At 43.7% G+C, this 25,227-nt stretch carries 28 protein-coding genes; 10 read left to right on the top strand and 18 right to left on the bottom strand.

Annotation, left to right across the window (positions count from 1 at the left end; all coding sequences use genetic code 11):
- A partial coding sequence (locus ACGTNI_RS13990) for a hypothetical protein (protein ID WP_394463414.1) occupies nt 1-187 on the top strand: 187 nt, incomplete at its 5' end.
- 6 nt (nt 188-193) lie between these two features.
- Here ACGTNI_RS13990 and moaD read toward each other — a convergent pair.
- From moaD to ACGTNI_RS14015, 5 genes are all read right to left on the bottom strand, one after another.
- Entirely contained in the window at nt 194-427 is a 234-nt protein-coding gene (gene moaD, locus ACGTNI_RS13995; RefSeq protein WP_085506949.1) for a molybdopterin converting factor subunit 1, read from the bottom strand.
- A complete protein-coding gene (locus ACGTNI_RS14000; protein WP_394463416.1) occupies nt 424-891 on the bottom strand; it encodes a molybdenum cofactor biosynthesis protein MoaE in 468 nt (155 codons plus the stop codon). Before ACGTNI_RS14000 ends, moaD begins: the two co-directional genes overlap by 4 nt.
- A gap of 3 nt (nt 892-894) precedes the next feature.
- Complete coding sequence (gene mobB / locus ACGTNI_RS14005; protein WP_394463418.1) at nt 895-1,419, bottom strand: molybdopterin-guanine dinucleotide biosynthesis protein B; 525 nt, start codon at nt 1,417-1,419, stop codon at nt 895-897.
- Between the two features lie 123 nt (nt 1,420-1,542).
- The gene (locus ACGTNI_RS14010; RefSeq protein ID WP_062444343.1) at nt 1,543-1,854 is read right to left on the bottom strand and encodes a metal-sulfur cluster assembly factor; all 312 of its coding nucleotides are present in this window, start codon (nt 1,852-1,854) and stop codon (nt 1,543-1,545) included.
- Between the two features lie 75 nt (nt 1,855-1,929).
- Nucleotides 1,930-2,739 (bottom strand): prolyl oligopeptidase family serine peptidase, encoded by an 810-nt coding sequence (locus ACGTNI_RS14015; protein ID WP_394463420.1) that lies wholly within the window; start codon nt 2,737-2,739, stop codon nt 1,930-1,932.
- A gap of 128 nt (nt 2,740-2,867) precedes the next feature.
- On the opposite strand from ACGTNI_RS14015, the gene ACGTNI_RS14020 reads away from it, so the two are divergent.
- From ACGTNI_RS14020 to ACGTNI_RS14030, 3 genes are all read left to right on the top strand, one after another.
- Nucleotides 2,868-3,701, top strand: a complete 834-nt coding sequence (locus ACGTNI_RS14020) for a Cof-type HAD-IIB family hydrolase (protein WP_085506946.1) — start codon at nt 2,868-2,870, stop codon at nt 3,699-3,701.
- 101 nt (nt 3,702-3,802) lie between these two features.
- Nucleotides 3,803-3,952 (top strand): hypothetical protein, encoded by a 150-nt coding sequence (locus tag ACGTNI_RS14025; protein WP_166761337.1) that lies wholly within the window; start codon nt 3,803-3,805, stop codon nt 3,950-3,952.
- Nucleotide 3,953: 1 nt separating this feature from the next.
- Nucleotides 3,954-4,208, top strand: a complete 255-nt coding sequence (locus ACGTNI_RS14030) for a DUF3813 family protein (protein WP_369668755.1) — start codon at nt 3,954-3,956, stop codon at nt 4,206-4,208.
- Nucleotides 4,209-4,267: 59 nt separating this feature from the next.
- Here the strand turns inward: ACGTNI_RS14030 and ACGTNI_RS14035 are convergent, their stop codons facing one another.
- Nucleotides 4,268-4,906 carry an SDR family oxidoreductase gene (locus ACGTNI_RS14035; RefSeq protein ID WP_085506945.1) on the bottom strand — a complete coding sequence of 213 codons (639 nt, stop codon included), beginning with the start codon at nt 4,904-4,906 and terminating at the stop codon, nt 4,268-4,270.
- A gap of 75 nt (nt 4,907-4,981) precedes the next feature.
- Entirely contained in the window at nt 4,982-5,404 is a 423-nt protein-coding gene (locus ACGTNI_RS14040) for a hypothetical protein (RefSeq protein ID WP_085506944.1), read from the bottom strand.
- Between the two features lie 144 nt (nt 5,405-5,548).
- Between ACGTNI_RS14040 and ACGTNI_RS14045 the strand changes: the two genes are divergently transcribed.
- Nucleotides 5,549-5,812, top strand: coding sequence for a NifU N-terminal domain-containing protein (locus ACGTNI_RS14045; RefSeq protein WP_394463423.1), 264 nt, complete (start codon nt 5,549-5,551; stop codon nt 5,810-5,812).
- 163 nt (nt 5,813-5,975) lie between these two features.
- Here the strand turns inward: ACGTNI_RS14045 and ACGTNI_RS14050 are convergent, their stop codons facing one another.
- Together ACGTNI_RS14050 and ACGTNI_RS14055 are read right to left on the bottom strand one after the other, a co-directional pair.
- Nucleotides 5,976-6,869 carry a BsuPI-related putative proteinase inhibitor gene (locus ACGTNI_RS14050; protein ID WP_394463425.1) on the bottom strand — a complete coding sequence of 298 codons (894 nt, stop codon included), beginning with the start codon at nt 6,867-6,869 and terminating at the stop codon, nt 5,976-5,978.
- Nucleotides 6,870-6,935: 66 nt separating this feature from the next.
- A complete protein-coding gene (locus tag ACGTNI_RS14055; RefSeq protein ID WP_394463427.1) occupies nt 6,936-7,787 on the bottom strand; it encodes a YitT family protein in 852 nt (283 codons plus the stop codon).
- A 317-nt stretch (nt 7,788-8,104) separates the two neighbouring features.
- On the opposite strand from ACGTNI_RS14055, the gene fakB reads away from it, so the two are divergent.
- From fakB to ACGTNI_RS14070, 3 genes are all read left to right on the top strand, one after another.
- Entirely contained in the window at nt 8,105-8,965 is an 861-nt protein-coding gene (gene fakB, locus ACGTNI_RS14060; RefSeq protein ID WP_394463429.1) for a DegV family protein, read from the top strand.
- Nucleotides 8,966-9,270: 305 nt separating this feature from the next.
- Nucleotides 9,271-10,935: a CoA-disulfide reductase gene (locus ACGTNI_RS14065; RefSeq protein ID WP_394463431.1), complete on the top strand. Its 1,665-nt coding sequence runs from the start codon at nt 9,271-9,273 to the stop codon at nt 10,933-10,935.
- 97 nt (nt 10,936-11,032) lie between these two features.
- Nucleotides 11,033-11,926, top strand: coding sequence for a DUF4349 domain-containing protein (locus ACGTNI_RS14070; protein ID WP_394463433.1), 894 nt, complete (start codon nt 11,033-11,035; stop codon nt 11,924-11,926).
- A 110-nt stretch (nt 11,927-12,036) separates the two neighbouring features.
- Here ACGTNI_RS14070 and ACGTNI_RS14075 read toward each other — a convergent pair whose 3' ends face one another.
- From ACGTNI_RS14075 to ACGTNI_RS14085, 3 genes are read right to left on the bottom strand one after another with little or no spacing between them, the layout of a single operon-like run.
- Nucleotides 12,037-12,411, bottom strand: coding sequence for a GNAT family N-acetyltransferase (locus ACGTNI_RS14075; protein ID WP_394463500.1), 375 nt, complete (start codon nt 12,409-12,411; stop codon nt 12,037-12,039).
- Nucleotides 12,412-12,414: 3 nt separating this feature from the next.
- Complete coding sequence (locus ACGTNI_RS14080; RefSeq protein ID WP_394463434.1) at nt 12,415-12,939, bottom strand: GNAT family protein; 525 nt, start codon at nt 12,937-12,939, stop codon at nt 12,415-12,417.
- A 16-nt stretch (nt 12,940-12,955) separates the two neighbouring features.
- A complete protein-coding gene (locus tag ACGTNI_RS14085; RefSeq protein WP_394463436.1) occupies nt 12,956-13,189 on the bottom strand; it encodes an EamA family transporter in 234 nt (77 codons plus the stop codon).
- A 136-nt stretch (nt 13,190-13,325) separates the two neighbouring features.
- On the opposite strand from ACGTNI_RS14085, the gene ACGTNI_RS14090 reads away from it, so the two are divergent.
- Nucleotides 13,326-14,240 carry a vanadium-dependent haloperoxidase gene (locus tag ACGTNI_RS14090; RefSeq protein WP_394463438.1) on the top strand — a complete coding sequence of 305 codons (915 nt, stop codon included), beginning with the start codon at nt 13,326-13,328 and terminating at the stop codon, nt 14,238-14,240.
- A gap of 259 nt (nt 14,241-14,499) precedes the next feature.
- Here the strand turns inward: ACGTNI_RS14090 and ACGTNI_RS14095 are convergent, their stop codons facing one another.
- From ACGTNI_RS14095 to ACGTNI_RS14120, 6 genes are all read right to left on the bottom strand, one after another.
- Nucleotides 14,500-16,800 (bottom strand): glycoside hydrolase family 65 protein, encoded by a 2,301-nt coding sequence (locus ACGTNI_RS14095; RefSeq protein ID WP_394463440.1) that lies wholly within the window; start codon nt 16,798-16,800, stop codon nt 14,500-14,502.
- 66 nt (nt 16,801-16,866) lie between these two features.
- The gene (locus ACGTNI_RS14100) at nt 16,867-17,910 is read right to left on the bottom strand and encodes a LacI family DNA-binding transcriptional regulator (RefSeq protein WP_394463441.1); all 1,044 of its coding nucleotides are present in this window, start codon (nt 17,908-17,910) and stop codon (nt 16,867-16,869) included.
- A 57-nt stretch (nt 17,911-17,967) separates the two neighbouring features.
- Complete coding sequence (locus tag ACGTNI_RS14105) at nt 17,968-19,521, bottom strand: alpha-amylase family glycosyl hydrolase (protein WP_394463443.1); 1,554 nt, start codon at nt 19,519-19,521, stop codon at nt 17,968-17,970.
- Nucleotides 19,522-19,564: 43 nt separating this feature from the next.
- Complete coding sequence (locus ACGTNI_RS14110; RefSeq protein WP_394463501.1) at nt 19,565-20,407, bottom strand: sugar ABC transporter permease; 843 nt, start codon at nt 20,405-20,407, stop codon at nt 19,565-19,567.
- Nucleotides 20,408-20,412: 5 nt separating this feature from the next.
- On the bottom strand, nt 20,413-21,711 hold the full coding sequence (locus tag ACGTNI_RS14115) for a carbohydrate ABC transporter permease (RefSeq protein WP_394463445.1): 1,299 nt from the start codon (nt 21,709-21,711) through the stop codon (nt 20,413-20,415).
- Between the two features lie 100 nt (nt 21,712-21,811).
- A complete protein-coding gene (locus ACGTNI_RS14120) occupies nt 21,812-23,113 on the bottom strand; it encodes a sugar ABC transporter substrate-binding protein (protein WP_394463447.1) in 1,302 nt (433 codons plus the stop codon).
- 309 nt (nt 23,114-23,422) lie between these two features.
- On the opposite strand from ACGTNI_RS14120, the gene ACGTNI_RS14125 reads away from it, so the two are divergent.
- Entirely contained in the window at nt 23,423-25,180 is a 1,758-nt protein-coding gene (locus tag ACGTNI_RS14125; RefSeq protein ID WP_394463449.1) for an alpha-glycosidase, read from the top strand.
- Nucleotides 25,181-25,227: the final 47 nt, after the last annotated feature.

Below are 25,227 nucleotides of genomic sequence, written 5' to 3' on the forward strand. Positions count from 1 at the left end.
GGTAGGATCGGTTTTGGTATCCTTCCCTTTATGCGGAGGCATCCAAGTGTTTCGGAAGAAAACACGCGGAAGAAAAAGTGGCCCGCTGAGTGATCTATTTTTGTCCACTTTATTGACAGAATTCCAATACAGCGCATATATAGAACGATTTGTCTCTCTTACAAAGGAATTGTCTCTCTTAACGTGAAGGAAATCATCCCCCGCTGACCGGCGGGATAAAGGCAATCGTGTCTCCTTCTTTTACGACAAAGTCACCATTAGCATACTCCTCATTGACGGCTGCCATCGACGTATCGATTTCGTCCAGCTGATAGCTGTCTTTCAGCATTCCCTTCACTTCTGCGATGCTTTTATTGACCGCCTCCAGCTGCAATTCTGCTTTCCCTGCTTTTTCCTGCAGTCCTGCAAACAACAGAATTTTATTCATGTCAGATCCTCCTCGTCTGGTTGTCCTTTCGGATAAGCTTTTTGTTCTTTCTGATCACCGATCCACTCTTCACCGTTTTCCCAGTGCTCTTTTTTCCAAATGGGCACGATTTCTTTAATGCGCTCGATCGCGTAGCGACTCGCGTCATAGGAGTCGGCACGATGTGGCGTGGATACCGCAATGACGACGGCAATATCCGTAATATCCAGCCGGCCGATCCGGTGTGCGATTGCTGTGTCAGCGTCCGGCCATTTTTCTTTGATCTCTTCACCGATTTGGGCTAGCTTCTTTTCTGCCATCGGTACATACGCCTGATACTCTAATAATAGCGTTCGCTTCCCTTTGGTGAATTCACGGACCGTTCCAATGAATGTATTAATAGCACCTGCTTCTCTTCTAGTGACGAGATCGACAACTTCTTGTATATCCAAGGCCTCTTCTGAAATCCAAAACTTATTGCTCACGACTTACACCTCTTTGCACAAATATATCAATTCACCCAAATGCTCTTCAATCGTTTCGATATAAAATACCGGTACATCAACAGATGGCTCCATATCTTTCTCCCAGCAGACGACAGCACGGATATTGGCAATCTGATGAACCAGTTCGAAATCTTCTTTTGTTCGGGCCATCAGGATTTTTGGATATACTTCCCGCTTGTACCCTTCGATTAACAGCAAATTCGGTGAAAAGTTCTCATAAATGTTAATGAGCTGCTTGAGGGAAACGTCCAAACCTTTTCCGAATTCAAGCTGTAAGGAGCCGCCTCCTTCTACACCAGTCAAAAATGCCCCGGATTCCTGATGCTGAAAACTATCCGTTCCTGCATGCATCGGCTCTAAATTATCCGAATGCCCATGATGTTTTAATGACGCTGTTCTTAGCCCCTGTTCCGAAGCATAACGAATCAGGCGATTCATCATCGTCGTTTTCCCGCTGTTTTTAAAACCGATCACTTGAATGATCGGAAAAGATTGTGAGTCCGGCATAAGCTTCCCTCCACTCTATGTATATTGTAAAGCTTTTTTTCAAATAAAGCTGTGACAGATTCTTTAAATATCCTGGGTAGTCAAAAGGCTCTGCCGTTGTTGGCAGAGCCTCTCAAGAAGTAATCAATCTGGAATTCCTAGTGCGATTTTCGCGTAGCGACTCATCTTGTCCTTTGTCCAAGGAGGATTCCATACAATATTTACGTTGACTTCCTCTACTTCTGGAATATCGGCAAGTGCGCGTCTTACATCCTGTTCAATGACTCCAGCTAATGGGCAGCCCATCGCTGTCAATGTCATGGTCACTGTGCATGTGTTATTCTCGTCTACATCTACACCATATACAAGTCCAAGATTGACGATATCTATCCCAAGTTCAGGGTCAATGACGTTTTCAAGTGCGCCCATAAGATTTTCTTCTAATGCTTTATCCACGAATCTTTCCCCCTTCCTGAATGTTCATTCCTATTATAAACAAAATTCCACTGGGATTAAAATGATTCCTATCACTTATTCTTGATTAAATTGATGATCCATCCAATCGACCATTTCCAAAATTGCGAACCGGGTAACTTTATGATCTTTTCCAATCTCCCGTAAAAACCGGATATTTTCCGGATTTTTATAATGCTGGATCGCTTCATTATAGAAATCATAGGAATGTTCAAATGGTACGACAGGGTCAGCATCTCCATGCCAGAAGAAAATCGGCCGGCCATGAAGTTTTTCCATTTGCCTGGAAAGATCAATCTCGGCTAAAGAACTCATCAGTTCGTCAACCTGTTCAGCAGTGATCGGCATTTCGACGCCCATATTACGGACATCCGCCAGCATCTTTTCCGCAAATTCTACTGGTTTTGGTGAGCCCATCATAACGGCAGCACCATCCACCCAAGGAAATTGCGTCAACGCCGCCGCTGTTGTTACTCCGCCCATGCTTGTTCCAGCTACGACGAACCGTTTCCCTTTCGTCCATCCTTTTTCATCGATTGCAGTTTTAATCGTTTTTAATTCGTCCAGATTGGCCAGGACAATGTCCCAGAATTTGAATTGGAGTTCTTCCTGCGTTTGATCTACTTCTCTTTCGCCGTGATACATGCTGTCTGGAAGCAGGACACGGAAACCTTTCCGTGCTAACAGATAAGCTTGCGCAAGGTTATGTTCTTTTGCAGAAGTAAAACCATGGAAGTATGTAACTACTGGAAGCGGCTGGTTGTATTTTTCAGCTTCAACAATTACTAATACCGGGATTTCTTCAATAAATTCTCGATAGACCGTTACCATATCTCTTTGTCCCTTCTTTTCAAAAACTTTACGCAATTTTAAAATCATCCTAATATTGCCATCATATAATCAAATCGTAACATGGGTATACAGATTTTGAAAGCAGTATCACTTTCCAAATCAAAGGAAAACCGATACACTATAGAACAACGAGGTGAAAAGATATGAGTAAACAACAGCATTTGATTGCATTGGACTTAGACGGTACATTACTGACCGATGAAAAAACAATCAGTGACCGAACTAAACGGGCGGTACTGAAAGCGAAAGAGGAAGGCCACGTAGTCGTCATCGCTACCGGAAGGCCGCATCGGGCCAGCATCGACTACTATCATGAACTCGGCCTGGGTACTCCGATGGTAAATTTCAACGGGGCGTTAATCCACCATCCGAAAGACCATCAATGGGATGCGCTCCACTCCCCGCTTCCGATCCGGACAGCAAAAAGCATTATCCATGACTGCTATGAGCTGGAAGTAAGAAACCTGCTGGCCGAGATCAAGGATGATGTCTATCTGGATCAGCATGATGAGGAAGTCATGGAACTTTTCCATGCGACCGGGGATACAAACCCAGTAACTGTAGGAAACTTAAAACATCAACTGAAAGAAGACCCTACTTCGTTACTTATTTATCCCCATGAACATCAGATTCCATCCTTGCGTCAAGGGCTGGAAGATAATCATGCCGAAATGATTGAACATCGAAAATGGGGAGCACCTTACCATGTTATTGAAATCGTCCGTAAAGGATTGAACAAAGCGGTCGGTCTAGATAAAATAAGTCGCTATTATCATATCCCGAAAGACCGGATCATTGCCTTCGGGGATGAGGACAACGATTTAGAAATGATTGATTATGCCGGTGTGGGCGTTGCGATGAAGAATGGAATTGATGAATTGAAAAGCATTGCCAAACACGTCACCCATTCGAACATGGAAGATGGCATCGGCAGCTTCCTGGAAGATTATTTAAAATTGAACACAAAAGCCATCTAACCCATATTTTGTCGAGGTATAAGAAAACCTATACGAGCCATAATAAGCTTGAGCGTTTTGAAAAAAACGTTCAGGCTTTTTTAATTCGGGAGGGTCTTGTTATGGCAAAGAACAACAAATCCAAACGATTTGTACAACAGGGTTCAGATGCTGTGAAGAAGCATGATGAACGGTTTCCTTATCGGGAACGCTTTTCAGACGTCGAACGAAAACGTGAAGAAGCTGACCGTCATACTGTAGGAGGTTTTTAGGATGGACAACAAGCAAAATAATAATAATATGATGCAGAATGCCATGAATGCAGCCAACCAGGGCGGCAACAACCTAATGCAGACTGCTAAAAATGCCGTCAACCGTATCACCAACGCAGGTCGCGGCCAATTCAACGAGCAGGAAAAGCAGGCGGCTCAACAGGCCATTCAGTCCGCTTATGCTGATAGTACTCCTGAAGAAAAGCAGCAGCTTCAGCAGCTTGAAGAGCAGTTACGACGCCATAACGAGCTGTAATTTATCACCCGCAACAAAAGAAGGCTGATCCAGTCACCTGGGTCAGCCTTTTGTCGTGTTTATTCTAATGTTTTCAACGCGTCTTCGATCTGCGTATCGCCTTCTACCATTTCAAATGTTTTACGGTAAGCATTAGCCTCTTCCAGGCAGGCAATCATTGTCTTCGCAACATCTGCACGTGCTACAGACCCGCGATCAACAGATTTTCCTACTTTGATTTTGCTCGTGCCCTCTTCATGAGTCAAGGCTCCCGGACGAACAATCGTGTAATCAAGCTCCGTGCTGCGTAAGTATTCGTCCGCTTCCCCTTTCATTTTCAAATAATACTCCAATTTCTCCGGTCCTTCTTCCGGATTGTCCGCTTTCATTGCGCTTAGCATAATGAACTTTGGTGCTCTGCCAAGCTTTTCGGTCTCTTTGATCAGGTTGATCGCGCCATCACGATCCACATCTTTCGTTTTTTCGGGTGGTGTGCTTGATCCGGAACCTGCCGCAAAAATCACAGCGTCCTTTCCTTTCACAGCATGCCCGACGTCACTCTCTAGATCAGCAAGAACCGGGATTCCTCCCAATCCTTCCATGTCCTCTTTCTGCTCTTCTTTTCGTACCATGGCATACGCCTCATGTCCGGCAGCATCCAAATACTGTACGAGTAATCGACCAGTATGCCCGTTCGCTCCAGCTACAAGTACCTTCATTCTATCCGCTCCTTGTCTACAAAAATTCTTTGCATATTTCATGTTTCACTCAGGCGCCTGTTTCAAACATGAATATCAGCTGTCCCGATAGGTCAGCTTCATGACAACTGCGTATAATCCATGACCGGCAGACCAGAAAAAAATTGCGGAAATGCTGTCAATAGCCGGTGTTTCCTTGACCGCTAATGCAGTAAGAGGGAAATAAGTCAGGCCTGCCAGGGTTGCCAGAGTCAATGCCAGTGACCATTGATGGGAATGACTATCTATCATGGAATTTCGCAATAAAAAGACAAAAACCATCCCTATTCCCCAGGAAATAATCAAATGGAAAAGCCATTCGACATAGACAGGCCAGTCAAACTTACCGATCCATGGTATGAAATCGACATTCATTAATAATGTATACACTTTAACACCGGTCGCTTTCTCCACTATCCAGAGGAAAATTCCAATGGCGAGACCGGCCGTAGTTCCTACCCATAATCCGTTCCGGTACATGATCCTCTCCCTTTCGTACCTGATTCCATATGTAACTTATTTTACCATTCCTATTATAGTGTTAACTCGGGTAAAAGAGAATCTTTTGTGAAACCGTAGATTTTTGATAAAATAAGAGCAGATGTATTGAGGAGGTTTTTAATGATGAGTGTAAAAGTAGAAGCAACACCGAATCCGAATGCAATGAAATTCACAACCGATTCCATGATTTTCAGCGGTGACGGAAGTGTATCTGTCATGGCGGGTCAGACAAGTGAACATGAAATATTGAACGATTTAATGGAAGTGGAAGGCGTGGATAACGTTTTCGGTTTCCAGAATTTCATTACCGTCAATAAGAAGTTCGATGCAGAATGGGACAACGTGACACCAAAAATCGAAGAGGTATTTGAAAAGCATAACTACTAAAGTCATCACTAATCGAGTATAAAATCCTAACGGATTTTATACTCTTTTTTACCTCTGAATAGATAACGAAATGAGTATTATTAAAATATTAAAAGCTTAGAGGTGTTTTAGTCTCTAAGCTTTTTGGTGTGCTGTATAGATGTATTTAGTATAACATTCATCCTTAGAACTGCTCTAGTGGAATATAGTTTACGTTAGCAGGGTTGCCACTCTTCGGATCGATTTCAAATAATGTTAAGGTAAGCGTCCCATATTCCGGCAATTGGTCTTCTGTCATGTCTAATTCAAGCTCGAAGGATGACCAGGACGGAGCTGCTTCACCGACTTCATGTGTCGTGTTTTCAATCAACATATTATGCCCGTCTTCGACATTGTATATAAACGAACCTTCAAATACTTTCGCTTCTCCAGTAATGACATAAGAACCATTCTCCCCTGAAACTTCAATGTTTCGGAACGCCTCCCCTTCTGCTGGAGCTTCAGAAGCGTCATCTCCCTGGGTAGAAGGATTGTCACCTTCCACAATAAAAGCTTTTGACACTTGGAATGGTTTCGACTCGAGTGTCTGGCTGTTAACCGAATTGGCTTCAATCGAAATTGCAGCATTATAGTCACCAGGTTCTACTCCATCCAACCATACTTCTTCAAAACTTAAACTGTCCCCAGGCTCTAAAGTTTTCGTTTCCAGGGCCTGAGTGAACATCTGACCTTCAGAAAAGCGGTATACTTCTTCATCAGCATCATTTTTAACGACAATTTCATACTTTTGACCGGAAGTGAAACCAAGTTCATAAGCTTCGTCTCCCTGGTTTTCTAAAGAAAACTGGAAGTGCACCTTGTTATTTTCCGGTTTGATTTCGGAATGCAACGCAAGGTCATTGACCGCTTTCTTGATTACATCATGGCTCTCCTCTTCATTTTCACTATTTGTTTCTTCCTCTTTCATGGTTTCTTCGGCTCCTTCATTCCCAGAATCCCCTTGGTTATCATCTGCTCCACAGGCTGCTGAAAAAATCAGTACCATCAACCCGAAAAAAAGCATCCATCCCCGTTTCATATACCGTCACATCCTTTATTTATATCCGTTCATCTATATAGACGTTCCACCTTTCCAAAAGTTACATTATTTGTCGTCTTTTCGGAAAAATCCGAATATCCCTGTAGTTTGTACGATATTCGTGAACGCCTGTGGATCGACTTCATTAATGATGCCTTGCAGGTCATATAGTTCATAGCGGGTAATGACCATCACAAGCATATTTTTATCCTGCTGGGTAAACGCCCCACGAGCCGGCAAAGTGGTGATGCCTCGTACCATTTTGGAATGGATCGCTTTTTCCAGCTCTGCAGCCTTGGTAGTAATAATCATGGCTGTAAGTTTCTCGTGACGGGTATGGATGGCGTCGATGACACGCGTTGTCACATATAACGTCAACAAGGTATACAAAGCGTTTTCCGGTTCATACAAAATCCCGGCCATGGCAATGATGACACTGTTTAATATAAGAAAATAAATTCCGATCGGACGGTCTTTCATTCGTGATAATACCATCGCTACGATATCAAGCCCGCCAGTGGAAGCACCCCATTTCAATGTCAGCCCGACACCGGCGCCCCCAAGCACCCCGCCGAAAACAGCATTCAGGATAATGTCCTCAGAAAGCTGTCTGACGGGTACAATACCAAGTGCAATCGTAGTGAAAGCAACTGACAATGCACTGTAGATCGTAAATCCTTTCCCTACTTTATACCACCCAAGGATAGCTACCGGAATATTCAGTAAGAACAGCAGCAAACCTGTACTTACCCCTGGTATCCCCAGGAAATCACCTAACACACTTGCTGTCAGCTGAGCGACACCTGTAAAACCGCTTGCGTAGACATTCGCTTCGATCAAGAATAAGTTCAGGGCAAATGCGTTTAAGATAGCGCCGAATATAACAACAATAATTCGCTTTAATTCAAATGAAAACATAAGGGCCTCCTTTCAAACACTCATCTAATTAAAATGATCAGGCTTGCCGCCAACTCTTACAACAAAAGCCTTCGTATTCCATGCACTTTTAACCTTTTATAATAGTTAAATATACTATAAGTACAAAAAAGCGCTATTCTTTTTTTATCACCACGTTCCGCGAAAATCAAGCACCAATTCTCAGTTCCCCACTCTAGGAAAAAATAATCACAAAATACCCGCTATCTATGCGAAATGTTTTGACAGTTTCCTATTATAGTCATAAACTTGAAACAAACAAGCTTAATTTATTCCTTATTATAAGAAGGTGAATGTTAATGGATGTTAAAATCATTGCTGATTCGGCAAGTGATTTGTCCCACGACCATTTCGAACGCTATAACATTGAAATGGTACCACTGAAAGTAACGTTGAATGAAGAGGAATATCTTGATGGTAAGACCATCACCCCGAAGAAAGTGTATGACGCAATGCGGGACGGGGCTGCACCAAAAACCTCTCAAGTCTCCCCACAGACCTTCCAGGAAGTTTTCACACGCTATGCGGAGACTGGTCAGCCATGCATTTATTTCGCTTTCTCTTCCGAATTATCCGGTACATATCAGACAGCAAAAATGATGGAAGATGAAGTGAAAACAGAATACCCTGATTTTGAGCTGCATGTTGTCGATACCAAATGTGCTTCTTTAGGTTACGGTCTTGTCGTACTGCGTGCCGCTGAACTGGCTGCAGAAGGTGCAACGGTACAGGAAATCCTTGATACTTGCACCTATCATGCCGAACATATGGAACACATTTTCACGGTCGATGACTTAGAATATTTATATCGTGGCGGGCGCGTCAGCAAGACAGCAGCTTTTGTCGGGACACTCTTGAAAATTAAGCCGTTGCTTCATGTAGAAGATGGCAAACTCATCCCACTGGAAAAAATCCGCGGCTCTAAGAAAGTCTTGAAGCGAATGGTGGAAGTCATGAAAGAACGTGGAGAAGACCTTGCCAACCAGCCAATTGCCATCAGCCACGGTGATGATCTGGAAAACGCGGAGCAATTGGCCATGATGATCCGTGACGAATTTGGCACCAAACAAATCCATATCGAGATGGTTGGCTCCGTGATCGGCGCCCATGCGGGCCCGGGTACCATCGCTCTTTTCTTTCTCAACAAACCTTATAAATGATTTTTCATCTCCTCATGTATTTCCATGCTGCCTCTTCCAAGAAGGAGGCAGCTTTTTTATGCTTTAAGAAAGTTTAACATTATTAAAAAATAGCCAGACTTTCGCCATAAGGACTTGGAGATGAGCAAGTTTTCTAATCATCTTTATATTCATGCCCAACTTCTTCAATTTTACCGAAAACCTTCCAATGTTCACCCATTCACAAATTTGTAACATTAACTGCTTGTTTACCTGTTGTAATTACCCCCTCCCCGTTATATCATACGGTCAGGGGTATTAATACAATGGTTAGGGAGGAAAATAAAATGTCTAAAAAGATTGTAATTGTTGGAGGAGTTGCTGGTGGTGCTACAGCCGCTGCCAGATTGAGAAGATTAGATGAGGAAAGCCAAATCATCTTAATTGAGCGAGGAGAATATATTTCATTCGCAAACTGCGGCTTGCCATACTATATCGGAGGAACTATTGAAGAACGAAGTAAGCTGCTTGTTCAGACGGTCGATCGTATGGAAGCCCGCTTTAATATGGATATTCGCACTTCTGCAGAAGTTCAAAAAATTAATCGTGAAGAAAAACAAATTGAAATCAAAGATTTGAAAACAGGAGAAGTTTACCAGCAAAGCTATGATGACTTAATTTTATCTCCAGGAGCCAAGCCGATCGTGCCCCCACTTCCTGGATTGAAAGAAAGCACCTATTTTACATTAAGAAACATTCCGGATACAGACCGTATTAAAGCATATGTTGATGAAAAACAGCCGAAGCACGTAACAGTTATCGGTGGAGGGTTCATTGGTCTTGAAATGGCCGAGAACCTTGCTGATCGTGGTGCTAATGTAACTGTTGTGGAAAAAGGACCGCAAGTCATGGCACCACTCGACCCGGAAATGGCAGCTATCGTCCATGAACACCTTCGTGAAAAAGGCGTGGAATTGATCCTTGGCGATGGTATTGCATCTGTCAATAAAGGGGACATTGTCGCTCTTGAAAGCGGCAAGATGATCGATACGGATATGGTCGTCCTTTCCATCGGGGTACAACCAGAAAGCACACTCGCCCATGATGCAGGGTTGGAACTTGGTGCCCGCGGGGGTATCGTCGTCAACGAGTATATGCAAACAAGCGATCCATCCATCTATGCGATCGGTGATGCAATCGAAGTTCAAGACTATATTACCAAGGAACCAGTGATGGTGCCACTTGCCTGGCCTGCTAATCGCCAGGGCCGAATCGTAGCGAACAACATCTATGGCCGAAAAGAAGCTTATCCTGGTACATTGGGTACTTCTATTGTGAAAGTATTCGACTATACAGTTGCTGCCACTGGTGTTAACGAGAAGCGTCTGAAGAATCTTGGCTGGAAGTATGAAGCGATTCATATCCATCCTGCTTCCCATGCCGGATACTATCCGGGAGCTGAATCACTAGCAATGAAAATGCTGTTCAACCCTGAAAACGGCAAAATCTACGGTGCCCAAATCGTTGGAAAAGATGGTGTAGACAAACGGATTGACGTACTTGCAACGGCTATCAAAGGTGATTTGACTGTCCATGACTTGCCAGACTTAGAGCTTGCTTATGCACCTCCATTCTCTTCTGCAAAAGACCCGGTCAACATGCTTGGGTATGTTGCAGAGAACATTATCGATGGTGCAGTTGAAATCACCCACTGGGATGAAATCGACGAAAAAGTAAGCCAGGGCGATGTTGTACTGGACGTCCGGGATGCAAACGAACTCGAACAAGGCTTCATACCAGGGGCAATCAATATTCCATTACACGATCTGCGCCACCGGATGGAAGAGCTGCCTAAAGACAAACCAATCCATGTAAATTGCCAAGTCGGCCTGCGTGGTTACCTGGCAACCAAACTGCTTCGACTCAACGGGTTTGACGCACGTAACCTCGATGGCGGCTGGAAAACCTATTCCATCGCCAATGGAATTAAAAAAGAAACGCAATTAGTATAAGAGTATACCCACCGCAGGCTTTCTGAAAAGAGAGCCTGCATTTTTTTGTAACATTTTTGTTACATTGAGCGACTAACCTGTTAAAGGGGGCGATGTGATGAAAAAAATAATTGGAATAGCAATTGGGGTGTTCCTTATACTGGGAGCATGCAGCAATAGTGAAGACAGAAGCGAATCCAATGAAGGAATGGATATGGCTACAGAAGAAGATAGCTCTATGCCAGATACCGCTCAAAAAAATGACAGTCTATCTGAAGGAGATATGACTTCAGATACTAACAATGTAATCGGAAATGTACAGGAGCAAATGATGGTCTACCATGCAGACGTCTCTCTCCGCACAAGAGATTATGACTCATTTTATGAGCAGCTGGAAAGTCATATCGACAAGCAAGAAGCTTATATTATCGAGGCTAACGTACACAAGATGGAACAAGGACAGCGGAGCGCCAATATCAGAATTCGCGTACCGCAGGAAAACTTCCGCCCTTTTATCGATGATCTTGGCAGTTACAGTGACAATATTGATTCCCGTAATATCTCCGGACGGGATGTGACCGAAGAATACGTCGATTTGGAATCACGCCTGAAAGCAAAAGAAAAAATAGAAGAGCGACTGCTCACGTTTATGGATGATGCCGAAAAGACGGAAGATTTGATTGAGATTTCACAAGACTTGGAGCGTGTGCAGGAAGAAATCGAAACCATCAAGGGAAAAATGAACTACCTGGAAAATCAAAGCGACTATTCTACCGTGAGCCTGTCCATAACTGAAACAAAAGTAAACGTTCCCGATTTGAAGGACCAGGACTTAAATACGTGGGAGAAAACGAAGCAGGCATTTGTCCAGTCACTGAATGGTCTGACACAAGCGGCTTCCTGGATAGTCGTGGCACTGATCGGTTACTCCCCCATCCTTGTATTGCTCGCCATTCCGCTTATCTGGTGGCTTCTGCGCAAACGAAAGCACCGTACCACCGATCAGGACTAGTAAAACTTGCAGTAAGCTCCAATTAGTTAGTTGAAGCCTCAATTTAAAGCTACATGGGTCCGTTACCGCGAGAGGTGAGAGGTGGACAGGGAAACGGACCCTTCAAGAAGCTAAATTAATGATTTTCTGTAATACCCTGTGGAGGTGGTCGCAACAAAACCAAGGTTGCGATATAACTGGTAAGCACGTTCGTTTTTACTATCGACTTCCAGGGTTATTTTTTGATCAGACAACTGTTCCGATGCTTTAACCAGATGAACCATCAGCTCCCGTCCATAGCCAAAGCCTTGATGTTCAGGAAGCACGCAGACACCATAAACGGAGACAGCTTCTTCCGAGACGGCTGCCGCCCCCATCGTAACAGGTGCATTATTCAAATAGCCAATGAACAGGTGATGGTTCGATTTGTTCAAAGCCAGATTAATGAAAGTACGGGCATCTTCCCGAGGCAGACCGAATGCCCGCTCCTGAATCTCAGCTAGTATTTCTTAATCATTCTCTCCCGCACGCAGGATCTCCAAGTTACATGTCCCTTTTTCAAGATCGTCAGCTGTATACTCCATTTGGAACTCGGTATATTGATAAACAGCTTCCCTCTTTGCTGCCACCGCCTTGCCAGAATGGGAATCTTCATTCAAGACATAAAGCAGTGATGGAATGTTATGTTTGTCCCAGGTTTCATAGACCTGCTTTTCCAAAATAGAAAAATATCCGTTTCTTCTATGTCCCGGATGAGTGATGCCCATCAGCTCTATTTCTTTTTTGGAAGGTATGAACGCTGTAACTACCGAAATTAGCTCTTCTCCATTATGCATCGTAAAGACCCATGGCAAGGAGGCATCGAAGTTCAGATTATCGGCAATATACATTTCATTATTTATTCCATCATACTCTTTTATATTATTTTCTAATCTGCGTATCTCTTTTGCCAGTTGTTCATCAACATGTGTATGAGAAGTGATTTTCACTAGTAATTCCTCCGCCCTGAACCCTTTACGTTTATTATAACTCATTGAAAAACTGCTGGCTTTAATTTTCCAAATCGATCCCCTGCTCCAACTCTTTTTGCGATTTACCGAACTGAGTAGTCAGGATGACCCCGCCAATAACAACGAGCGCCCCGACTATTTGCATTGGAGTAATCGATTCACCCAGCCAAAAGTAGGCACCAACCATGGTTACAACAGGCAGGAAATTGAGAAAAACTGCTGACTTGGAGGCGCTTGTCAGTTCTACAGCGCGGTTGTACATGCTTAAGGACAATAGGAAATAATACGACCACCGATACTCCTGATTTAGTACAATCTTCCTCCGTTTTCACCAGATTATTACTCCATTTACTCCCAGCCTATACTCATAATTTCTGCTGGCATAAGATGAATAAAAAAGGAGTGATATTATGGCAAATATAATGCCATATCCACTTTGGACGGATCTTCCTTATGCAGGAGAAAAACAGCCGCCAGGAGGAGGTATAGAGCCTTCCGCTGGGACCTGGAATACCTACTTTCTGAAACGGAGCCACTCCGGTAAATTTGAAACACTTGATGGAAAGCCTGTGGAGTTTGAAATTCTTCATCCTAGTACAATTGATTGGTATGATCAATTGAAAATAGTTCAACGCGTAGCAAAAAACCTGACAGAAAAAGAAGAAATCGTAGCTAGATACTGGGGATCAGGGCCACCTTCTAAACAATGGGCACCAATCGTTGATCGCTTGATAGACACCTATGCGGTAGAGGCTCCACGTGCAGGAAGAATCCTGGGGGCATTGTTTGCTGGTATCAATGATGCGCTAGTAGTTACATGGTATTTAAAATATAAATGGCTGGTACCACGTCCGAATCAACTGGATGACCAGCTGGCCACTGTCATATGTACACCGAAGCATCCATCTTATCCTTCGGGGCATGCCACCGTATCAGGGGCAGCCGAAACGATTCTAAGTTACTTTTTTCCTGGAGAAAGAAGAAGGCTGCGTGAACTTGCAGAAGAGGATGCAAAGTCTCGTCTTTACGCATTAGTACATTTCCCTGTGGATAACGAGCAGGGGCTTAGGTTAGGAAGACAGATCGGGCGTATTGTGGTAGAACAGTTGGAAAAGGATCACGGACGTGGTGGAGGGACTGTGGATACCCCTTATAGAAGCAGTAGAGGTGCTAATATCGCGCCACCGCCTTACGAACAATCTATTCCTTTTGATTTCGATCAAAGCTGCAGTTCACTTCTTCGGGATGAGACCAGCGCGGAATCTAACTATTCGTGTAGAAAAAGTAACCCAGATTATCCAAAACCAAAGCTATATCTTGAATAAGTATTTATATAGAACTGAAGACTCAGTTTCGAGATATGTTGTTTCCCTTGTGCTTATAACATGCATCATCGTCCCATATTTTTAGAATCGTGGAAGACATCTTTATCTATGCTAAGGATTCATTTCTTCCATTCTTTGAACGGGATGGTTGGGCAACTGGGAGACTTCGAAACAAAAAGAGGTTCTCCCATCTAAATTTCAATCTAGATGGGAGAACCTCTTTTTGTTTTAAATTAAGTGAAGTAATTATTTAACGGAACTACTTATTATTCTGCCTGACTATTACTTTACCGCTGGTTGGTAATTGCATTTCTTCATCATGGACCAATAGGCTGAAGTCGTTGCCTTCTTCCTGGGTGATCACCACTTGCTGGTGGTCGACGCTCACCTTGATCAAGTGACCTCGGAAATTGATTTTGAAGGTATAGTTATCCCAGGCTTTCGGAATAAACGGTTTGAAATGTAATTCCCCTTTTACAACACGCATGCCTGCGAACCCATGGACGATGGATAGCCACGATCCTGCCATGCTTGTGATGTGCAGCCCGTCTTCTGTGTCGTTGTTGTAGTTATCCAGATCCAGTCTCGCCGTCCTCAAATACATTTCATATGCTTTTTCCTCGTATCCGATTTCCGCTGCGATAATCGAATGGACACACGGTGACAACGATGATTCATGGACCGTCATCGGCTCATAGAAATCGAAGTTGCGTTTCTTCTCATCCAACGGAAAGCTATGATTCAAAAAGTACATGCTTTGCAGGACATCTGCCTGTTTGATGAAGCAGGAGCGCAGAATACGATCCCATGACCAATTCTGATTAAGCGGTAAATGCTTTTCATCAAGGTCATTTACGTGTATCAGGTCTTTATCAAGGAAACCATCCTGCTGCAAATACACACCAAGCTGCTTATCGACCGGATAATACATGTGCTCAATGATATCTTTCCAATGCTCAAAATCGTCGTTAGTAAGGCCTAAGTGATTTTTCAACTCGACGAACCGCTTCTGATGATTGCGCTCTAAGAACAATGCCACAGATAATGTGTACTCAAGTGTCCAGGCTGCCATCCGGTTCGTATGCCAGTTATTGTTGACGTTGTTTTCATATTCATTCGGTCCGGTAACACCGAGAATCATATACTTTCCTTTACGAGGATTGTAGTTGACCCGGCTTGCCCAATAGCGGCTGATTTCCGCAAGCACTTCAAATCCGTATTCCGGCAAGTAGGATGTATCACCGGTGTAGTTGACGTAGTTCCAGATGGCATGAGCGATAGCACCGTTACGGTGAATTTCCTCGAAGGTGATTTCCCATTCATTGTGTGACTCTTCCCCGTTCATCGTAACCATTGGGTAGAGCGCACCTTCCATGCCAAGCTTAGCGGCATTATCTTTCGCTTTTTCCAGATGACGATAACGATAGATTAATAGATTCCGTGAAACTTCAGCATCTGCTGTTCCCAGGTAAAAGGGCAGGCAGTAGGCCTCTGTATCCCAATACGTACTTCCTCCATACTTTTCCCCGGTAAACCCTTTAGGACCAATATTCAACAGGGCATCTTCGCCTGTGTACGTATTATATAACTGGAAAATATTAAACCGGATTCCCTGCTGGGCAGATGCATCCCCGCCTACCGTTACATCCGCATGATTCCAGCGGCGTTCCCAGGCGTCCATTTGCTGTTTGAACAGAGTAGTGAACCCTTCTTTAGCCGCATTTTCTACTTGCTGTTTCGCTTCATCTGCAAGCACCTCTTTTTCAAAGTGGCGGCTTGAGGTGACAGCGATGTACTTGTAAAACGTCACTTTTCCACCGGACTTGATATTAGCTGAAAGCTTTTGGTCGACATATTCTTCTCCATTTGTAAACTCTTCCATTTGAGTTTCCTGACCAACCAGCTGAGCTTTCATCGCAGCAGACACATCAAATTCCGTTTTTCGTGTACGCATGGTCAATGCAGCAATTTCTTTATTTGCTTCATGGTGGGCGGGCATCCAGAAATCCTCGTCATAGTTAGCATCTTCATTGCGGACATCGCCATCCATGTATGGCTGAAAGGTAATTTTGCCATCAAAGTCTTCAGAGGCCACTTCATACTTAATGGCTATAGTAGAGGTGGTCACGATAGAAAAGAAACGAGTGACCTTTCCCTTCAAATGCTTACCCTCCGGGCTTGTTACATCGAATTCACGATACAGATAGCCATGTTTCATGTTCAATTCGCGTTTAAAATCGTGTACTTTCCACGTATGCAAGTCCAATTCTTCTCCATCAAGAAACACACGGATACCGGTCACGTTTGGTGCATTCAAAACTTTAGCGAAATACTCCGGGTAGCCATTTTTCCACCAGCCGACCCGGGTCTTATCCGGGTAATAGACCCCACCGACATAGGTGCCTTGGTGGGTATCACCGGAATAGGTTTCTTCAAAATTACCACGCATTCCCATCTGACCATTTCCAATACTCATGAGACTTTCAGCCAGCCGGTTATCCTCAGGGTGCAGCTTGTCCTCGAACACTTTCCATTCATCAATTCTGCAAATCTGTTTCATTTTCCATCACCTCTGGATTAGTTTAGGCAAACGTTTGCCTTTCAGTGGGAAAAGAGAGAACCTGCTTTAGGCTCTCTTGCTTGTTTCTTCGTTCAATGGCTGTGTTGATAAACGGTGCTTAATTTCAAATGGCACGATGATCCGCTTGGCCGGTTCATTTTTATTTTGTATTTTTTCAATGAGACATTTGGAAGCCTGAGCGCCAAGTTCATAAATATTAATGTCCACCGTTGTAAGTGGAGGGCGTGTCACTTCCGCCATGTAAACATTATTAAAACTCACGATGGATACGTCTTCCGGTACATACAACCCGAACTCTTCCAGCATGTTGATCACACCGATGCTCATTAAATCATCTGAGATGACAAGCCCAGTCGGTGGTTCCGGGAGGGAAAAGAGTTCATGAACCGCTTTTCGTCCACCTGATTTTAAGAACTCTGTATGGACGCGATAATCTTTTTTCGCTTTCAGTCCAGCTTTTTTAAGTGCCTCTTCGTAACCTGTAATTCGATCTACAGTGACTGCCAAATCCTTAGACCCGCCAATAAAACCGATACACCGATGGCCGAGTTCAATCAGGTGCTCGGTGATTTCCCTGGAAGCCCGGATATTATCATTATCGACATGACTGATTGTATCGGTATTTTCATTCGGTTTCCCTACAATGACAAACGGAAAATTCTGCTCATAAAGAAACTCCATCACTTTGTCCTTTAATCTTGAGTATAGCAGGATGACCCCATCGACACGATTTCCGTATACCATTCGTTGAACGCCTTCCAATATTTCTTCTTCCGTTTCTCCTGTGGAGAGCAGCAGGGAATATTCTAGGTCATGGGCTACTGCACTAATGCCACGAAGCACCTCAGGGAAGAAGGGGTTTTGTAAGGCTTTATCTGCGCTTGAAGGCATGACCACACCGATTGCCTGGGTGGAACTTCGGACCAGACTCCTCGCATTAACATTCGGATGGTACCCTAATTCTTTCATCGCCTTCCTTACACGTTTTTTTGTAGCAGGACTGATTCGCGGGTTATCCGCAATGACCCGTGATACCGTAGACGGCGCCACGCCTGCCGCTTTGGCCACTTCCTTAATGGTTACTCCCATGACACTCACCTTCTATTCCATTTGATTTCAATGTGCTGCTTCCTCTTAGTATTTAGTTTACCTTATTCCATCGGTCTCTGCAGTTTTACTTTTTCTGCTTAAAATGATGACGGCAACTACAAACGCCGCGAAGATCCCTCCGATAAATAACAGGAATCCCCAGTTCAGCCCGGTATCTTCTTCTACAAGATATACTTCTGCCTGTTCTCGTTCCATGGCTACATGGTAGGTGCCATCTTCAACTTCACGAGCAATATCATCGGTCAGCATGCCACGCAGCTGTTTTCCTGACGGCAGGTCCTTCAGCTCAACTGTACGCGTCCCTGTGTCATTGTTAATCACGACAATTAGCGTTTCATCTTTATAGGAACGCTGATAAGCAGCCATGCCATCTTCATTATAAAGTTCTTTGTAAGCCCCTTTCGTCAGTGCCGGGAATTCTTGTCGCATCGATGTCAACTGTTCAATCCGCTGCTTCAGCTCTTCATCGGCTGCCTTCACATTCATCATTTTACGGTTATCCGGATCTTCTCCGCCATCTAATGGTATTTCTGTTCCATAGTAGGTAATCGGAATTTCCGGCATGGTGAATTGATAGGTCAAAGCCAGTTTCCAGCGCGTCACCGGGTTTTGATTATTTTCCACTGCACGCCTTGTAAATCGAACGGTGTCATGATTATCAATGAAAGAACTGAGCATCTCGGGGCTTTGATACCTTTCCTCGTTCGTCTTCCAGATACTTAACGGTCCGGTCAGCGAATTTCCAGCTGCCTGAAAAGACTGGTCCATTGCATTGTATAATGGAAAATCAACGAACGAATCAATACCAGTTTCCTCATATGCAGCTATCTCCCTTGGATTATCATGCCATACCTCTCCAAGTAAGAAGAAGTCAGGATCAATGCTTTTAACATGGTCGTTAAACTCTTTCCAAAAGTCTTTCGGTACATGTTTAACGGTATCGAGCCGGAAGCCGTCCACTCCAGTTTCTTCTATCCAAAATTCAGCCGCGTCAAATAAGTATTCTTTCACTTCCGGATTTTCCGTATTTAAATCAGGCAGGCTGGCGAGCCAGGCATTTTCCAATACCGACGGACTTTCTCCAATCATTCTCTGCTCTTCATGGAACCAATCTTCCTTCTCAGGATCCTCCAGCCATGGATGCTGGTAGCCGGTATGGTTCACAACGAAATCAAACAGCACTTTCATATCCCTTTTATGGGCTTCTTCCACCAGACGTTTGGCATCTTCCATGGTTCCAAAATGCTCTTCTACTTCCATAAAATCTTCAATCCAGTAGCCGTGATAGCCCTTCGGCTCGTTTTTCATAATCGGTGTAATCCAGATGGCCGTATATCCAAGGCTCTGAATATAATCCAACTGCTGGATAATTCCATCGATATCACCACCGTGATATGCTTTTGGATCATCCGTATCCACTTCATAGTCGTTATCGAAATTACCGTTAAAAAAACGATCGACCATGATAAAGTAAATCATTTCTTCTTGCCAATCATCTTCTTTTTCTTCAGCTCCTAAAGCAACCATAGGAAAAGAATAAAAAAGAAGAAACGGAATGATGCACAAGGTTAACAGTGCTTTTATCCTCATTTCCGCTCCCCCTCATCATAAAAAATTAAGTTTCCATTCCCTATTATCCTTTGGTCGCTCCAGATGTCAATCCTGAAATCAAATAACGCTGCAAAAGCAGGAACACTAACGCAATCGGAACAGCGATCAGAATTGCCCCGGCAGCAAAACGTGTAAAGTTATTGGAAAACTGATCATTGATAAAATTGAACAATCCAAGTGCGAGCGTATAATTTTCCGGACTGGTCAATACGATCCGCGGTAAAAGGAAGTCCATGAACGGCGCCATAAAATTAAACAGTGCGACTACTGCCAGAATCGGTTTCGCAAGCGGAAGCATGATAGTCCAGAAAATTTTCAAATGACCAGCGCCATCGATTTTCGCGGCTTCATCCAGCTCTTTTGGAATCGTATCGAAGTACCCTTTGACAAGCCATGCGTTGAAAGGAATCTGCCCGCCAAGGTAAATCAATGTCAAACCGAACAGTGAGTCGATTAGTCCAATTGTACTGAGCAGGATATACAATGCAACCATTCCCATTAATGCCGGGAACATTTGCAGTAGCAAGAACATGTATAAACCGTATTTCTTCCCGATGAAATGGTAGCGGGAAAATGCATAAGCCACAAGTGACGTCAGGACAACGGAACCGATTGCGTTAGCAAAAGCAACAATAAGACTATTTTTGTACCAGATGACATAATCACTTCTGGGATCTGTAAACAGCCATTTATAATGCTCCAAAGTCGGATTGTCCGGAAGCATTTTTGTTACCAGCATATTGGTTCCCGGGTTGATGCTCATCATGATGGTCCACAGTAATGGATAGGCAATGATGATGAACATAAGGCCGAGGAACAGATAAATGAACGTTACTTCCATTTTTGATTTAGTCTTTGCATTCATAGCCATCAGTAACGTTCCTCCTCTTTAAATGCAGCCGTTTTCCGGAATTGGAAGAATGCGAATATCGAGACAACCAGTCCCATGATAATCGTGATGGCTGCTGCCATATTATAGTTATTGGTTTCAAAAGTCAGTTTGTATACCCAGGAAATCAGGATATCTGTCCCGCCAGCGGATTGCCCACGGACCGCTGGATCCCCCTCGTTGAAAAGATAGATGATATTAAAGTTGTTGAAGTTCCCCGCGTATTGCATAATCAATAACGGTGCTGTTGCATAAAGCAAGTGTGGCAGTGTGATGAAGCGGAACTTCTGCAGGCGGGTACCCCCATCAACATCGGCAGCTTCATACATATCTTGCGGAACACTCTGCAGAACACCGGTGAATAAAGCAAATACGAATGGGAACCCAAGCCATGTCTGAATCATGATCAGTGCTACTTTTGCCCAGAAAGGGTCGGACAGCCATGGAATCATCATGCCAAACTGGCTAAGAATATCCCGGTTGACCGCACCAAAAGTCGGGTTGAATAATGCAGAAAAAATCAAAATTGATACAAAAGCCGGGACCGCCCAAGGCAGAATCAATACGGTACGAATCGTACGCTTGAACTTGATTCGCTTATCATTGACGAGCAATGCCAGGAATAACCCCAGAACGATCTGTAACGTTGTTGCTACTACTGTCCAGACGATCGTCCATGTGAATACATTCAAAAATGTATCCTGCCATATCTGCACATTCACCAAATTGACAAAGTTGTCAAAGCCGACCCAGTCGAGCAGCTTACGTGGTGGGGCATTGTACTGGTTGTAGTTGGTAAATGCCAACGAAACCATGAATGCCAACGGCAGCACGACAATGAAGATCAACATCAAAAATCCAGGCAGGATCATGAAATAAGGAAACCCTCTGTCATAAAAATCCTGCATTGCCTTGAAAAAGGTCGGATTCGGTTTTCCGGCTTCTCTAGCAATTGCATCATTACGAGCATCTTTAACGTTGTAAATATATATAGCGATACCAAAGAACAGAACTACTAAGGATATGAACCCCTGAATCAATAACTGGATGGAATGGTGTTCACGTGGAATCGTTCCCAGTGTGAACAATCCCCATATCCCAATATCGATATAGTCCCAAAATGCCAATAAAAAAGAAACTGCAATAACGAATAACAAAACACCTTTAATAAAACGCCTATTATACATTTGTCCCAGTCCTGGAACGAAGACAGATAATAAAGTAGCAATATTGCGGGGCTGTTTAAGATCAAATGCTGCTTTTTTATCATCCTTTGCCATAATAATGTCCTCCCCGGTGGTAATGAAAATGGGAGATGGAAGGCTGTCCGCCTTCCATCCTCCATTTTACTCTCTTTTTATGAGAGTTTCTCTCTTCTATTTATTGTCCAGCACCTGATGCTTCGATGTTGTCCTGAATGATTTGTACGGCTTCATCCAGTACTTCATCGACAGGCTCTCCTTTAGAGATGAATGAAAGTGCATCATTGATTGGATCCCATACTTGCTGCATGGCAGGGACACCAGGCATTGGCTCACCGTATGTTGACTGCTCAGCAAATGCAGACATGATTTCATCGTCAGCAATCTCCGGCTGCTCGATAGAATCTGCGCGTGCCGGCATTTCACCAGCCATGTCATAGTAAGTCATCGCATTTTCACTGTTCGTAATGAATGCCATCAAATCTTCCGCCCACTCTTTGTTCTCAGAGTAGTAAGAAAGCATGTATGATTTCACACCTACGAAAGAACTTGGATTTTCACCATTATCCAATAATGGAAGTGGAGCAGCTGCCAGGTCGTCACCAATCGCATCCTGATATTCACGAACCATCCAAGGACCATTGATAACCGTAGATACTTTACCTTCCTTAAACAAACCATTCATGATATCAGGAGTAAGATCCTGTGGAATGTATCCATTGTCAAACCAGGATTGGATCAACTCGCCGCCTTTGACAGCTCCTTCGTTGTTCAACCCAATATCTTCGATGTCGTAGCTTCCGTTTTCATTAGCAAATACATAAGCGCCATTACCAGAGAAGAATGGGTAAGTGAAGTAGAAGTTCGCACCTTCCATAAGGAAACCGAATTTATCCTCACTTGCATTCGTGTCATTCTCAGCGATTGTCATCAAATCTTCCATTGTTTCAGGTGCTTCGTCAACAAGAGATTTATTGTAGAACAATGCATAAGTTTCCGTTACTGCAGGATATCCCCAAATGTCGCCATCATAAGTAACAGCATCGATTGCAGTTTCATTATATTCACTTTCTTTATCACCCAGGTTAACAGGGTCGACAAGCCCTTTAAGTACAAGGTCACCGATTCGATCATGCGGCTGGAAAATAATATCCGGACCGTTGCCGGCAGGACCTTCTACATCTAATTTTTCAATTTGATCCAGCATAGAAACTGGGACAATTTCAACTTCGATGTCATTTTCTTCTGTATATTTCGCTGTGATGTCTTTCAACGCGTCTTCCTGTTTTTCTTCAGCGTTCATCCAGACTGTCAGTTTCTCAGGCTTTTCCGGCATATTTTCTTCAGAACTGCCTTCTGTTTCTGTTGTGTCTCCACCTTCTGCTTCGCTATCTTCTTGTCCACTTTCATCCGGACCACAGGCAGCAAGTGCGCCGATAATTAATAGTGCGGCAAACAACATACCTAACCATTTCTTCATTGTATTGACCTCCCAAAGGTATATAAATTCAAGATCCATGCAACCGATTTCAAACTGATTTCGTGAAAACGATTGCACACATCTTGATTCTAATTATACAAAAACCAAAATAATTTGCAAGACAAATTTACTAGTTTTCAAAAGTTGTTTCTTTTTCCATTAAGAAAGGATAGATAACGCTTACAAAAACAGTACATAAGACGTGTATATTTTCATTGACTTTCAATCTTATTTTGTCTACTTTTAGACTATACGTAATTAATATTGTTGCATTTTTGTGCAAACGATTGTTCTGGAAGGATGAAAACCATGCAAAAAGAAGCGATCTATCACCGGCCAAAAAACAACTTCGCTTATGCTTATGATGAAGAAACTCTTCATATCATGTTACAGGCGAAAAAGGATGACCTCGATTCTGTAACATTGATTCATGGAGATCCTTACGACTGGGAAAACGAAAAATGGAACACTCATCGGCTATCAATGGAGAAAACCGGCTCATCTGAGCTGCATGATTATTGGAAAGTATCCATCCGTCCGTCGTACCGTCGCTTACGTTATGGCTTTGTAGTATCGGATGGAAAGGAGACAAGCATTTACACCGAGCGTGGTTTTTATGATAAAGCCCCAGATGACACCGCTTTTTATTTCGCATTCCCCTTTTTAAATCCGGCAGATGTTTTTACCGCGCCGGAATGGGTGAAGACCACGACATGGTATCAAATATTCCCGGAACGTTTCGGTAATGGCGATCCGTCTTTGAACCCGGAAGGCACGCTTGAATGGGGAAGCACGGACCCGACGCCGACCAACTTTTTCGGCGGAGATTTCCAAGGTGTGATCGACCACCTCGATCACCTTGTCGAACTTGGGATCAACGGTATTTATTTCACGCCAATTTTCAAAGCGCATTCCAACCATAAATATGACACGATCGACTATATGGAAATCGATCCCCAGTTCGGAAATAAGGAGACATTCCGGACACTGGTAAAAGAATGCCATAAGCGAGGCATCAAAGTGATGCTGGATGCTGTCTTCAACCACAGCGGATATTATTTCGCCCCATTTCAGGATGTCCTTGAAAAAGAAAAAGACTCAGCTTACCGGGATTGGTTCCACTTGCGTGATTTCCCGATTGAAACAGAACCACTGCCGAACTATGACACATTCGCATTCGTTTCCGCGATGCCAAAATTGAATACCGAACATCCAGCAGTTAAACGCTATTTGCTTGATGTTGCACATTATTGGATCGAAGAATTCGATATTGATGGCTGGCGTCTCGATGTTGCCAATGAAATCGACCATGCTTTTTGGAGAGATTTCCGCACTGTGGTTAAAAGTGCAAAACCCGACGCCTATATTCTCGGTGAAATCTGGCATGACTCCATGCCATGGCTACAAGGCGACCAGTTCGACGCCGTCATGAATTACCCGTTCACCAATGGGGCGATAGAGTTCTTTGCAAAAGGTGCCATGAAAGCCAGTGATTTCGCTGATACGATCACCACAGTGCTTCATATGTATCCGGATAACGTGAATGAAGCAGCGTTCAACTTGCTCGACAGTCATGATACGCCGCGTATCCTTACGCTCGCAGGAGAAGAAAAAGCACGGGTGAAGCTTTTATACTTATTCCAGCTTTCGTTTATCGGAACACCTTGCATTTATTATGGGGATGAGATTGGCATGAGCGGCGGAGCGGATCCAGGCTGCCGGGAGTGTATGGTTTGGGATGAGGAAAAGCAGGACCAAGGCTTGTTCGCATTCATTAAACAACTGCTCCACTACCGCAGCGATGTTCCGGCCTTCGGCAACGATGGCTCTTTCCGTTTCCTTGAATCTGATGATGTTGCCGGCGTCATTTGTTATGAGAAATTCAATGATAAAAACAGATTGGTATTTACCATGAACAACAGTGAAGAAGCCCGGTCTATTACACTCGAAGCATTAGTGAATAAAAAGGTGAAGAATTTATTTACTGATGAAACGATAAGCTTTGACAATCAGACAACTATTGACCTTCCCGCTTTTGGTTTTCAAATTTTCCAACTGAATAACTAACCACTTTTTAAAGAAAACCAGCCGCCCCAAACTGCTCGTGGACGGCT

Origin of the sequence: Thalassobacillus sp. B23F22_16 (assembly GCF_043496955.1) — a bacterium.
Taxonomy (GTDB): Bacteria; Bacillota; Bacilli; order Bacillales; family Halobacillaceae; genus Thalassobacillus; species Thalassobacillus devorans_A.